The organism is Sphingomonas sp. AP4-R1, from assembly GCF_013113735.1.
Classification (GTDB): Bacteria; Pseudomonadota; Alphaproteobacteria; order Sphingomonadales; family Sphingomonadaceae; genus Sphingomonas_I.
Window position 1 is genome coordinate 31,901 of sequence record NZ_CP053346.1, and the last position, 11,705, is coordinate 43,605.

The 11,705-nt window shown below is 67.1% G+C and carries 13 protein-coding genes; 12 read left to right on the plus strand and 1 reads right to left on the minus strand.

What is annotated here, in order from left to right; all coding sequences use genetic code 11:
* Nucleotides 1-11: 11 nt before the first annotated feature.
* Nucleotides 12-2,012, minus strand: a complete 2,001-nt coding sequence (locus tag HL653_RS00140) for a S9 family peptidase (protein WP_171742702.1) — start codon at nt 2,010-2,012, stop codon at nt 12-14.
* A gap of 212 nt (nt 2,013-2,224) precedes the next feature.
* On the opposite strand from HL653_RS00140, the gene HL653_RS00145 reads away from it, so the two are divergent.
* The 12 genes from HL653_RS00145 to HL653_RS00195 all read left to right on the plus strand — a co-directional run bounded on the left by HL653_RS00145 (nt 2,225) and on the right by HL653_RS00195 (nt 11,690).
* Nucleotides 2,225-3,289: a DUF2235 domain-containing protein gene (locus tag HL653_RS00145; RefSeq protein WP_171742703.1), complete on the plus strand. Its 1,065-nt coding sequence runs from the start codon at nt 2,225-2,227 to the stop codon at nt 3,287-3,289.
* A 100-nt stretch (nt 3,290-3,389) separates the two neighbouring features.
* A complete protein-coding gene (locus tag HL653_RS00150; protein WP_171742704.1) occupies nt 3,390-3,983 on the plus strand; it encodes an aminodeoxychorismate/anthranilate synthase component II in 594 nt (197 codons plus the stop codon).
* On the plus strand, nt 3,980-4,993 hold the full coding sequence (gene trpD / locus HL653_RS00155) for an anthranilate phosphoribosyltransferase (RefSeq protein WP_253717387.1): 1,014 nt from the start codon (nt 3,980-3,982) through the stop codon (nt 4,991-4,993). Before HL653_RS00150 ends, trpD begins: the two co-directional genes overlap by 4 nt.
* A 257-nt stretch (nt 4,994-5,250) precedes the next feature.
* Entirely contained in the window at nt 5,251-5,559 is a 309-nt protein-coding gene (locus HL653_RS00160; protein ID WP_171742705.1) for a hypothetical protein, read from the plus strand.
* Nucleotides 5,556-5,678 (plus strand): hypothetical protein, encoded by a 123-nt coding sequence (locus HL653_RS24435; RefSeq protein ID WP_301337946.1) that lies wholly within the window; start codon nt 5,556-5,558, stop codon nt 5,676-5,678. The genes HL653_RS00160 and HL653_RS24435 overlap by 4 nt, the downstream gene beginning before the upstream one ends.
* A gap of 172 nt (nt 5,679-5,850) precedes the next feature.
* Nucleotides 5,851-6,639 carry an indole-3-glycerol phosphate synthase TrpC gene (trpC, locus tag HL653_RS00165; protein ID WP_171742706.1) on the plus strand — a complete coding sequence of 263 codons (789 nt, stop codon included), beginning with the start codon at nt 5,851-5,853 and terminating at the stop codon, nt 6,637-6,639.
* Nucleotides 6,639-7,106: a cyclic pyranopterin monophosphate synthase MoaC gene (moaC, locus tag HL653_RS00170; protein ID WP_171742707.1), complete on the plus strand. Its 468-nt coding sequence runs from the start codon at nt 6,639-6,641 to the stop codon at nt 7,104-7,106. The genes trpC and moaC overlap by 1 nt, the downstream gene beginning before the upstream one ends.
* Nucleotides 7,106-8,290 (plus strand): gephyrin-like molybdotransferase Glp, encoded by a 1,185-nt coding sequence (gene glp, locus HL653_RS00175; protein ID WP_171742708.1) that lies wholly within the window; start codon nt 7,106-7,108, stop codon nt 8,288-8,290. Before moaC ends, glp begins: the two co-directional genes overlap by 1 nt.
* A 60-nt stretch (nt 8,291-8,350) precedes the next feature.
* The gene (lexA, locus tag HL653_RS00180; RefSeq protein ID WP_171742709.1) at nt 8,351-9,025 is read left to right on the plus strand and encodes a transcriptional repressor LexA; all 675 of its coding nucleotides are present in this window, start codon (nt 8,351-8,353) and stop codon (nt 9,023-9,025) included.
* 23 nt (nt 9,026-9,048) lie between these two features.
* The gene (locus HL653_RS00185; protein WP_171742710.1) at nt 9,049-9,390 is read left to right on the plus strand and encodes a VOC family protein; all 342 of its coding nucleotides are present in this window, start codon (nt 9,049-9,051) and stop codon (nt 9,388-9,390) included.
* Between the two features lie 645 nt (nt 9,391-10,035).
* Nucleotides 10,036-10,431 carry a hypothetical protein gene (locus HL653_RS00190; protein WP_171742711.1) on the plus strand — a complete coding sequence of 132 codons (396 nt, stop codon included), beginning with the start codon at nt 10,036-10,038 and terminating at the stop codon, nt 10,429-10,431.
* A 2-nt stretch (nt 10,432-10,433) separates the two neighbouring features.
* A complete protein-coding gene (locus HL653_RS00195) occupies nt 10,434-11,690 on the plus strand; it encodes an efflux RND transporter periplasmic adaptor subunit (protein WP_253718196.1) in 1,257 nt (418 codons plus the stop codon).
* Nucleotides 11,691-11,705: the final 15 nt, after the last annotated feature.

An 11,705-nucleotide genomic window follows, 5' to 3' on the forward strand; every position in this document is an offset into this window, starting at 1 on the left:
CGGGCGCGCATTCAGTCGGCTGGCGGCATCTTCAGGTTCGCGCGCAGGAATGTGTCCGTCTTCATCAGCAGGCCCGCCCGAACATCGCCATCCTCGATCTGATGATCGAGTCCGGTCTCGATGACCAATTCGCTCCGCTTGCCTGCGGCGCGAAGCGCCCGATCCATCGTCCGCGACTGGGCCACGTCGACATTGATGTCCTGATCGCCGTGGAACATCAGTACCGGCGCCTGGAAGCGATCGGCATGGCGAGCCGGTGAGCCGTCGGCGATATGGGCTCCGTCGCCGACATAGCGGGCCACCACGGCGCCGTTCGTATAGGCCGCATGCTCGGCCTTGAATTGCCCAAGGTCCGCGATGGGCGCGATGGCGACCACCGCTTTGAACAAGGCAGGATCCACCGCTGCGGACTGCAAGGCCGCATAGCCGCCGTAGGACCAGCCCACGATCGCCATCTGACCGGGATCGGCGACACCCTCCTTCACCAGCCAGTGCGCCCCGTCCGCAATGTCTCCGATCGCGGCCTTCCAGGATTTGAACCCATTATCGACGAACCACGCATCCCCATAGCCGGCGGAACCGCGAAACTCCGGCTGAAGAACTGCAAAACCGCGTTGGGCGAAGAATTGCGCCAGCCAATCGAAGCCGCCGTCATCACGCGAGGCAGGTCCTCCATGCGGCATGACGATCGTTGGCAGATGCTTGCCGTCGCTTCCCGGCGGAAGCGTGAGATAGGCCGGAACCATCTTTCCATCCGACGCGGGATAGGAAATGCTTTTCTGGGCGGAGAGCTTGGTCCCTTCCAGCTCGGGTCGTGCGGCCGTCAATCGATCCAGATGGCGCGTCGCCTTGTCGAAATAGAGATATTGCCCCGGATCGACATCGCTTCCCGCCCAGATCAGCAATTTCTGCTCATCGGCACTCGCGCTGATGAAGCGGATCACCGGCAAATTGGGAATGGCCCGTGCCAGTGCGGACTGGAGCTTGCGGTAGGCCGGATCGAAATATTCGACCTGCCGACTATCGGTAATGTAGCTCGCGCCGATCACCCGGCCGCTGCGCCCGACCATGATCGTGCCGCGCACGTCGACGACGGGATTGGCATAAGCGAGGTCCGCCTTCATCGATCCGTCCAGAGCCACGCGATACAGCGCATCGCGCCCATCGAGCGTCTTCAGGGCATAAGCGACGTTCGCCTCACCATCGACGGCAAGCGGGCGTAGAGCCCCGCTCGAGCCGGATTCCACCGTGCTGAACGGGCGCCAGGCCCTTTCGTTCGCGAGCCGATAGCTGTTGATCGTCGTTCCGCTGAGGATGGACTGCGCGCCCCGCGCCCGATCCGTGGACATGATCCGCACGACACCGCGCCCATCGGAGATATAATCGGCACGGCCTCGCACCGGCGGCTCGACCGTCTTGCTGATACCCGTTCTGGTATCGATCAGATCCACACCGATGCCATCCGCCGATGTCCCGCCCGCGCTTCCGGACTGGCTCACGTCCTGCGGCACATAATCTCGCGCCATCAGGATCTTGCCGTCGCCGCCGGAAAGCCAGTCGATCACTTCGCCGTCATATTGGCTGACGCGCAGTTCATCGTGCGTCGGGCGGCGGCCAAGATATTGGACGTTCTTGCCGTCCAGATCGAACGATACCGTCCTTGTGTGCGACGCCGGCACCTTCGCCCAGTCGGTAATGCCGTAGTAAATGCAGACGATCCGATCGGCAGCCGACCAGTTGCACCACCTCAGATTCAGCGGATCCCCGGCCGCCATCGCCGCAAGCTTGGGGTCCTTGCCATCGGCCCCGGTCACGAGGGCGATCGTGCCCTTTCCCTTGCCGGGAATGATATAGACGACATGCGCGCCGTCCGGCGACAGCGACGCATCCAGAATATGTTCCCGTGCCCCGAATTTCCTGGCGGTATCCTGCAAGGGAGGCAGTTCCGCCTGCGCCGACACAGCAACCCAAAGCAGCGCGGCAGCGCCACCGAACACCAAAAAACGCTGCAACTTTGCACCCCGGCCTTGGCACTATTCCTCCCCTGTGTCGCGCAGGCCCGGCCGCCGCACAAGTGGGGCAAAAGCACGCGACATCGTGCGCAAAGATAAAACTGGTGTGGCGCAGCCCAGCCCGCACACCCGGTAAAGATTGACAGCGGTCACCCTCTCCCCTGATCTAGCGGGCGCTGGTTCCAAGGCATCTCTCTGGGGGAGGAGGGGGTATGGCGAAGGCTCTTGCGGTCTGTTGCGACGGCACCTGGAATACCGCCGATCAGGCTGGCGGCCCCACCAACGTTACCAAGATGGCGCGCGCGATCCTGCCGGTCGCGGCCGATGGCAGCCCGCAGATCGTCTATTATGACGAGGGTGTCGGCGTGGGCAATTTCATCGAGCGCGCCGTGGGCGGTGCGCTCGGCAGCGGCCTTTCCGAGAAGGTGCAGCAGGCCTATCGCTTTTGCTGCCTCAATTACGAGCCCGGCGACAGCATCCTGCTCTTCGGCTTCTCGCGCGGGGCATTCACCGTTCGCAGCCTGGCGGGCCTGATCGGGCTGGTCGGCCTGCTGCGCAAGGGCGACCTCGAATATCTGCCGGACATCTGGAAGCTCTATCGCACCGTCCCCGCCAAGCGCTCCGGCCTGCCCGATCCGCAGTGGAAGGAGGCACGCCAGCCCAACATCGATCTCGTCGGCGTATGGGATACGGTGGGCTCCCTCGGCATACCGGGCAATTTCCTCGGCGGGCTCGGCCGCCAGCGCCATGCCTTTCACGACGTGCGCCTCACCGCGAAGACGTTGCGCGCCTATCATGCGCTGGCGATCGACGAGCGGCGCAAGAATTTCGCGCCCACGATCTGGGACACGAACAATCTGGCCAAAGGGCAGATCGTGGAGCAGCGCTGGTTCGCCGGCGTCCACTCCAATATCGGTGGCGGCTATGTCGATCGCGTCCTGTCGGACATCGCCTTCCTGTGGATGTGCGACAAGATCGGCAGCCTACTGGCACTGGATCAGGGGTATCTCCAGTCGCGCGTCCGCCACGTCGCCGACGGGATGGCCGAAGGAGAATTGGTGGATTCCAGCGCGGGGCTGAAATGGCGGCTGCTGGGGAAACTCGATCGCATTCTCGGCATGGACCGGAGCGAGGACGTCCATCCCACCGCCATCGCGCGCTACCGGGTGGGCCGCGCCCGCCACGATGCGGCGCCCTACGCGCCCTTCCCCTATGATCCGGCGAACATGCGCGCCTTCCTCGATCGGGTCCGTCCCGGCTGGGACAGCGCCCCCTGAGCAGGCCGGGCGGGGACGAGGCGGAGGCGGTATCACGGATCGCGCGATCCCTGGCCCGTCCACGATTGCCATCGGCGCAAAGCGCATTAAAGCGACGCCCATGATCCTCGTCGTCGACAATTACGACAGCTTTACCTGGAACCTCGTCCACTACCTGCAGGAGCTGGGCGCGGAGGTGGAGGTCGTGCGCAACGATGCGATCGGCGTCGGCCAGGCCATGTCGTCGGGCGCCGAGGCCTTCCTGATCTCGCCCGGCCCCTGCACGCCCAACGAGGCCGGCATCAGCCTCGATCTGGTCGCCGCCTGCGCGGAGGCCAAGCGGCCTCTCCTCGGCGTGTGCCTCGGCCATCAGGCGATCGGCCAGAATTTCGGCGGCACCGTGGTGCGCGCAGGCGAGCTGATGCACGGCAAGACGTGCCCCGTGCTCCACGACGGCACCGGCCTCTACGAAGGCCTGCCCTCGCCCTTCACCGCGACCCGCTATCATTCGCTGATCGTGCGCGAGGAGGATATGCCCGCCTCGCTGATCGTGAACGCGCGCGCGCCGGACGGCACGGTGATGGGCTTCCGCCACGAGAGCCTGCCGATCCACGGCGTGCAATTCCATCCCGAGAGCATCGCCACCGAACATGGCCATGCGATGCTCGCCAATTTCATGCGGATCGCCGGCATGAAGGTGCTGGAGCGGGCGTGAGCATCGTGGCCGGCGGGCTTGGGCTGGCCCTGTTGCCCGATCCGGCGTCGCCGCTGGACGGCGCCACCGCCGAGCAAGCGTTCAACGACATTCTCGACGGCAAGGTGACGGACGAGGCGGTCGCCCGCTTCCTCACCGACATGGCCGTGCGCGACGAGACGAGCGTGGAGATCGCCGCCGCCGCGCGCGCGCTGCGCCAGCGGATGGTGCCGGTGGCAGCCCCCGCCGACGCGATCGACGTGTGCGGCACGGGCGGGGACGGCGCGCACAGCCTGAACATCTCCACCGCCGTCTCGATCGTGGTCGCGGCCTGCGGCGTGCCGGTGGCCAAGCATGGCAATCGCGCCGCCTCCTCCAAATCGGGTGCGGCGGACGTGCTGGAGGCGTTGGGGCTCGATCTCGATCGCGCGACCGCGCAGGCCGAGGCGAGCCTGGCCGAGATCGGCATCGCCTTCCTGTTCGCGCAGAAGCATCATCCGGCGCTCGGCCGCCTCGCGCCGATCCGCCGCGCGATCGGCCGACGCACGATCTTCAACATCGTCGGCCCCCTGTGCAGCCCGGCGCGGGTGACGCGCCAGCTGATGGGCGTGGCGCGCGTCGATTATCTGCGCACCGTCTCCGAGGCGCTGGCCCTGCTGGGGATCGAGGCCTCGATGATCGTCTCGGGCGAGGAGAGCCTCGACGAGCTTTCGATCGCGGGACCCAGCCGGATCGTGGCGACCGGCCTGACCGGCTTCTCCGAAAGCGTCGTGACGCCGGAGAGCGCCGGCCTCGTCCGTCATCCGCTGGATGCGATTCGCGGCGGCGATCCGGCCTATAATGCGGCGGCGCTGGCGGCGCTGCTGGATGGCGCGCCCGGCGCCTATCGCGATGCCGTGCTGCTGAATGCGGCGGCCGCCCTGATCGTGGCGGGCAAGGCCGATGGCTGGCAGGACGGCGCCGGGATCGCGGCCGACGCGATCGACAGCGGCGCCGCGCGTAAGCTCTTCGACGCCTGGATCGCGTTCTAAGCTTCACACCGCCCCCGTCATTGCGAGCGCAGCGAAGCAATCCTGTTCCTCACGTTCGAGACTGGATCGCGTCGCTACGCTCGCAATGACGAAAATATGGAGGGGCGCCGCAGCCTTCGTCTCCAAACGTTGCACGCTGATTTTAGCGCTGAAACGCGCTGCAATTCCTCCGTGACGTGTCTTTCGGACAACATCGCCCACGGATCGCTTGCCCCCGATCGATCCGATCGCGTGCAACAGGAAAGGCGCCGGCGCCCATGAAGATGTTTCCCCCCATCACCCCGCCACAGACCGAGCCCGACATCCGGCTGATCGACAATACGTTCGCGCCCGAGCTGCTGGTGACGGGCGTTTCCGGCATGTCGCTGATGAACGGCATCGTCACGACGACGCTGGAAAGCCTGCATTGCGATCATTCCAAGTCGCCGCCTCCGATGGAGCGCGTGGTGGTGGCGCGGATGGGCATGCCCGTCGCCGCCGCGCAGGCTTTGCTGGTGGGGCTGCACCAGTTTCTCGGTCAGCATGGCCTGAGCCCGCTCACCGCCGGCACGGAGACACGCCAGTGACCTATCTCCCCGCCGTCCGTTTCCGCCCGATCGACCGCCACGTCGTCCCGCTGCCCAGAAGCGGTGCGCGCGACACACCCCCCGGCTATCGCCTGCGCGTGGCGTTTCGGAAGCGCTGAAGCAGGCTCCTTCAGAAGCGTTTGTGCTGAGCTTGTCGAAGCACCGTTTTTCTATCTGCCTGTTCGCTGCAAGAAGGAAGAACGGCACTTCGACGGGCTCAGTGCGAGCGGAGAACGGGATGGCGCGCCTCCGGTCTTTCGCCCGACCGGAGCGCTGGTGTAGGGCGGCGTCATGAGCAATCGTCTGACCGCCATCCTCGAGACCAAGCGCACCCATGTCACCGAGCGCAAGGCGGCGGTGACGCTCACGGCGCTCGAAGCGCAGGCCGCGAACCAGTCGCCCCCGCGCGGCTTCCGCGCCGCGCTGCAGGCGAAGGCGCGGACCGGCTATGGCCTGATCGCCGAGATCAAGCGCGCCTCCCCCTCCAAGGGGTTGATCCGCGCCGACTTCGATCCGCCCGCCCATGCCCGTGCCTATGAGGCCGGCGGCGCCGCCTGCCTCTCGGTGTTGACCGATGTCCCTTATTTCCAGGGATCGGACGATTTCCTCGTCGTCGCGCGCGCGGCCTGCTCGCTGCCGTGCCTGCGCAAGGATTTCATGATCGATCCCTGGCAGGTGCTGGAGGCGCGCGCGCTGGGCGCCGATGCGATCCTGATCATCGTCGCCGCGCTGGATGACGGGCAGATGGCCGAGATCGAGGATGCCGCACTCGGCCTCGGCATGGATGCGCTGATCGAGGTGCATGATGCAGCCGAGATGGAGCGCGCGATGGCGCTGAAATCGCGCCTGATCGGCGTCAACAATCGCGATCTGCGCGATTTCTCGGTCGATTTCGCGCGCACCTACGAACTGGTCGGCCGCGCGCCCGAGGGCTGCACCTTCGTGGCCGAAAGCGGGCTGACCAGCAGCGCCGATCTGGCGGCGATGGCCGAGCATGACGTGCGCTGCTTCCTCGTCGGCGAAAGCCTGATGCGGCAGGCCGATGTCGAGGCGGCGACGCGCGCGCTGCTGGCGGCCTGATGAACCGGCTGACCCATCTCGACGAGGCGGGCGCCGCGCATATGGTCGACGTGTCGGCCAAGGCGGCGACCAAGCGCGAGGCGACCGCGAGCGGCCGGATCGCGATGTCGGCCGAGGCACTCTCCGCGATCCGCGACGGCGCGCTCGCCAAGGGGGATGCGCTGGCGGTGGCGCGAATCGCCGGCATCATGGCGGCCAAGCGCACCCCGGAGCTGATCCCGCTCTGCCATCCGATCGCGATCAGCAAGGTCTCGGTCGACCTCACGATCGAAGCCGACGGCATTGCCTGCGCCGCCACCGTCGCCACCACCGGGCCGACCGGCGTGGAGATGGAGGCGCTGACCGCCGTCTCCGTCGCGCTGCTGACGCTCTACGACATGGCCAAGGCGATCGATCGCGGCATGCGGATCGAAGGGATCGGTCTGCTCGCCAAATCGGGCGGGCGATCGGGCGACTGGCGCGCCTGATGGCGATGCTTTCGGTGGCGGAGGCGCAGGCCCGGCTCCTCGCGCTGACCGAGCCTCTCCCGATCGAGACGGTTCCGCTCCGGAATGCGGCCGGGCGCTGGGCCGCCGCCGACGTCATCGCCCGGCGCCACCAGCCCGCCGCCGATCTGTCCGCGATGGACGGCTATGCGATCCGTTACGCCGACCTGCCCGGCCCGTGGACCGTGGTGGGCGAGAGTGCGGCGGGCGGCGGGCTCGATCGCGCGATCGGCGCGGGCGAGGCGGCGCGGATCTTCACGGGCGCCCCGGTGCCCGAAGGCGCGGACACGATCCTGATCCAGGAGAATGGGGCGCGGAACGGCGATCGGCTGACCTTGACCGGAGATGCGCCCAAGCGACCGGGCTATCATGTCCGCCCGCGCGGCTCCGATTTCGATGCCGGCGCCACGCTGATCGCGGCCGGCGCCCTTCTCAATGCGGCGCGCATCGCGCTCGCCGCGATCGGCGGACATGGCAGCCTCCCGGTCCGCGCCCGTCCGCGCGTGGCGATCCTTTCCACCGGCGACGAACTGGTCGCGCCCGGCACACCCACCGAAGGCGTGATGCTGCCCGCCTCCAACGGGCCGATGCTGGCGGCGTTGATCGGGGGGACGGCCGAGGTGCTGGACGGCGGGATCGTACGCGACGATCTCCATGCGCTGACCGCCGCCCTGCGCGATGCGGCCGCCACGTCCGACATCCTCGTCACAACCGGCGGCGCGTCGGTGGGCGATCGTGATCTCGTCCGGCCCGCCCTTTCGCAGGCGGGCGCGGAGCTGGATTTCTGGAAGGTGGCGATGCGGCCGGGCAAGCCGATCATGGCCGGGCGGCTGGGGCACACGCTCGTGCTGGGCCTGCCGGGCAATCCCGTCTCGGCGTTCGTGACCGCCACCCTGTTCCTCGCGCCGCTGGTGGCCCGTCTGGCGGGCGCGGCCGATCCGCTGCCGCGCGTGCGCGCGCTGCCCCTCGCCCATGACCTGCCGACCAACGGCCCGCGAGCCCATTATCTGCGGGCGACGATCCGCGACGGCGCGCTCGATACGCTGCCCGATCAGGACAGCGCCCTGCTGGCCGCCCTCGCCTCCGCCGACGGCCTCGTGATCCGCGCGCCGCACGAGCCCGCCGCAAAAGCGGGGGATATGGCGATGTTCCTGCCTCTCGCTTGACAGCGAAACGATCGTTTCCTACACGTTCCTCGTTCGTTCCTTCGGACCGGGATAATAAAGATGCTCACGGCCAAGCAACATGAGCTGCTCTGCTTCATCAACGATCGTCTGAACGAGACGGGCGTGTCGCCTTCGTTCGAGGAGATGAAGGAAGCGCTGGATCTCAAGTCCAAGTCCGGCGTGCACCGGCTGATCTCGGCGCTGGAGGAGCGCAGCTTCATCCGCCGCCTGCCCAATCGCGCGCGCGCTCTGGAAATCGTGAAGCTGCCCGACGCGGTGAAGACCCGCCCGCCCGCCGCCAAGACTCCGTCCGCTTCCAAGTCCGCGCCGGTTTCGGCGCCGTCGGCCGCGAACGACGTGCTGGAAATTCCGCTGCACGGCCGCATCGCCGCCGGTCTTCCGATCGAGGCGATGGAAAGCCAGAGCATGCTGTCCGTCCCCGCCGCTTTGCTGGGGCCGGGCGAACATTATGCGCTGGAAGTGTCCGGTGACTCGATGGTCGAGGCCGGCATCCTCGACGGCGACTATGCGCTCGTCCGCAAGGTCGATACGGCGCGCGATGGCGAGATCGTGGTGGCTCTGGTCGATGAGGCGGAGGCGACGCTGAAATTCTTCCGGCGCGAGGGATCGATGGTACGCCTCGATCCGGCCAATCGCGCCTATGATCCGCAGCGTTACAAGCCGAACCAGATCCGCATCCAGGGGAAGCTGGCCGGCCTGCTGCGCCGTTACTGACCGACCGCCGACGGAGAAAGACGATGTCACGCGGACGAATCGATTTCATCGAACTGGCCTGCGCCGATGTCGGCGAGATGCAGGATTTCTATTCCGCCGTGTTCGGCTGGGAATTCGAGCGGTTCGGGCCGACCTATGCCTGCACGATGACGGGCGATGTCGATCTGGGCTTCCAGGCCGACATGCCCGAACAGACGGTGGCGCCGCTGACGGTGATCCAGGTACCGGATCTGGAAGAGGCATTGGCATCGGTGGAAGCGGTGGGCGGCGTCGTCACGCGTCCGATCTTCGCCTTCCCGGGCGGACGCCGTTTCCACTTCCGCGATCCGGCCGGCAACGAACTGGCGGCGCACAAGCCGGATTGAAGCGGAATGGCTGGGCGTTAGGCTCTTCAAAATGCCGTTCGTGCTGAGCGAAGTCGAAGCACGTGCTTCAGATGGGTGTCGTGCGTGGCCCGTGCTTCGACTTCAGCCTGGAGAGCTGAAGTTCATCCTGAGCACCTGCCTTGGCAGGCAGTCGAAGGGCTCAGCACGAACGGAAAATGGTTCAGGAATTGCGTCGAGTTAGCAGCCTCGAAGGCTAGAGGCTGCGAGGTTTGGCGAGGGATTCGATGTCCTGGGCCGATCTTCCGGCCCGATTTCCAACGAAATCAGCCTCTTGTGCGACGCAGCAAAAAACTTTGCCGCTGGCGCTTGGCAAAAAGATACCCAGCGGTATAAAAGTCGTTGACGGAACGCCTCAGCGCTTTATATACCGCTTGGTACGAAACGCTTCCGGACCGACTCGATGGTCGATCCCGAGGCCCCGACGGGGAGCCGACAGCATGAAGACCCTCGCCCTCTAACAGCTGCCGGCGCTCGCGCCCGCACATCCCTTTTCCGATCCCGAGGCGATTCGATCGCCTTTCGGGACGAGCGAAATCGTGTCCGTTCCGGCGGGCGCGGGCGCCTCGTTGCGTCCGCCGCCGGAGGGACGCGCCTGACGAACACCCGATGAACAGGGAACCGAACATGGCTTATATGGATCTTTCCCAGGCATTTGCAGGCGGCGTCGCGCTGCCGCATGCCGAACCCGCCGCCGCCACGATGCAGACCGGCTTCTCCGCGATCGAGTGGAGCGTGATCGCGCTCGCCGCGCGCGACAAACTGTCGAGCCTCGGCGAACCCGGCCGTCTGTCCCGCGCGCTGGGCAGCCTGTTCGGCCTCGGCGGCACGTCCAAGCTCGCCGATCCTCGGCTGGAGGCGCTGCGCCAGACCGCCGTGCAGGCCTGGCATCACGGCTATCTGCTGCCCGCGTCCGAAATCGGCCGCTTCATCACGGCGGGCTTCAGCCTCGATCAGTTCGAGACCTTGCTCGCCAGTATCGCCACGCGCCGCAATGCGGCCCGCCAGAGGATCGCGGCATGAACATGGTGACCCGTATCGCCACCACCGACGCCGGGACGATCGACGCCGGCCAGCGCGGCCGCTGGAAGCGCAACGGCGCGCTCGGCATCGCCGCTGCCGCCGTCGCCTTCGGTGGCTATTCCCTCCTCCATCATTCGGCGGGCGCCGACGCGGCCCCGCCCCCGCCCAATGTCAGCGTTTCCCAGCCACTCGTGCGCGATGTGAGCCAGTGGGACGATTATATCGGCCGCTTCGCCCCCAGCCGCACGGTCGAGATGCGCCCGCGCGTCTCGGGCGAGGTGACCGGCGTCCACTTCAAGGACGGCGACATCGTCCGCACCGGGCAGTTGCTGTTCACGATCGATCAGCGCCCGTTCGCCGCCGCATTGGCGGAAGCGCGCGCCAATCAGGCGAGCGCGGCCAGCACGCTGGCGCTGGCCCGCGCCGATCTCGGCCGCGTCAACCGGCTGGCCGGTGACGAAGCCGTCTCGGCGGGCGAGATCGATGCGATCAAGGCGCGGGTGCAGGCGGCCGAGGCCGGCCTCGCGGCCGCCGCCGCACGGGTGCGCTCGCGCTCGCTCGATCTGGAATTCACGCAGGTCCGCGCGCCCATCTCCGGCCGCATCTCGGATCGCCGCGTCGATGCCGGTAATCTCGTCGCCGGCGGCGACAATGGCAGCGGCACCCTGCTCACCACGATCAACGCGCTCGACCCGATCTACTTCTCGTTCGACGGATCGGAAGCTTTGTTCCTGAAGGCGCAGCGCGATCGCAAGGCGGGCGCCGTCGCCCAGCCGGTCGAGATCCAGCTGCAGGACGAGACCGGCTATCGCTGGAAGGGTAAGCTCGACTTCACCGACAACCGGCTCGACAATCGTTCGGGCACGATCCGTGGCCGCGCCGTGATCGCCAATCCGGATTACTTCCTCACTCCCGGTTTGTTCGGTAACATGCGCCTCGGCCATAGCGGCACGGTGAAGGCGCTGCTGGTGCCCGATTCCGCGATCCAGACCGATCAGGCGCGCAAGATCTTGCTGGTGGTGGGCAAGGATGGCGAGGTTTCGGCCAAGGGCGTGACGCTCGGCCCGGTCGTCGATGGCCTCCGCATCATCCGCTCCGGTATCGAGCCCGGCGATCGGATCGTCATCTCCGGCGCGCAGGTCGCGATCCCCGGCGCCAAGGTCACGCCCCAGCCCGGCACGATCACGCCCGACAAGGCGACCGAGGCGGTGGCGGATGCAGGCACGCCCGCGGCCGCCGAGGCGACCTTCGCCCGCTGACCTCATGACCCGTTC

Bases quoted from the DNA above. Each gene is read 5' to 3' on its own strand.
- moaC (WP_171742707.1), top strand. From the start codon at position 6,639: ATGAACCGGCTGACCCATCTCGACGAGGCGGGCGCCGCGCATATGGTC.
- trpC (WP_171742706.1), top strand. From the start codon at position 5,851: ATGAGCAATCGTCTGACCGCCATCCTCGAGACCAAGCGCACCCATGTC.
- HL653_RS00195 (WP_253718196.1), top strand. From the start codon at position 10,434: ATGGTGACCCGTATCGCCACCACCGACGCCGGGACGATCGACGCCGGC.
- HL653_RS00185 (WP_171742710.1), top strand. From the start codon at position 9,049: ATGTCACGCGGACGAATCGATTTCATCGAACTGGCCTGCGCCGATGTC.
- HL653_RS00150 (WP_171742704.1), top strand. From the start codon at position 3,390: ATGATCCTCGTCGTCGACAATTACGACAGCTTTACCTGGAACCTCGTC.
- HL653_RS00190 (WP_171742711.1), top strand. From the start codon at position 10,036: ATGGCTTATATGGATCTTTCCCAGGCATTTGCAGGCGGCGTCGCGCTG.
- HL653_RS00160 (WP_171742705.1), top strand. From the start codon at position 5,251: ATGAAGATGTTTCCCCCCATCACCCCGCCACAGACCGAGCCCGACATC.
- glp (WP_171742708.1), top strand. From the start codon at position 7,106: ATGGCGATGCTTTCGGTGGCGGAGGCGCAGGCCCGGCTCCTCGCGCTG.
- lexA (WP_171742709.1), top strand. From the start codon at position 8,351: ATGCTCACGGCCAAGCAACATGAGCTGCTCTGCTTCATCAACGATCGT.
- HL653_RS00145 (WP_171742703.1), top strand. From the start codon at position 2,225: ATGGCGAAGGCTCTTGCGGTCTGTTGCGACGGCACCTGGAATACCGCC.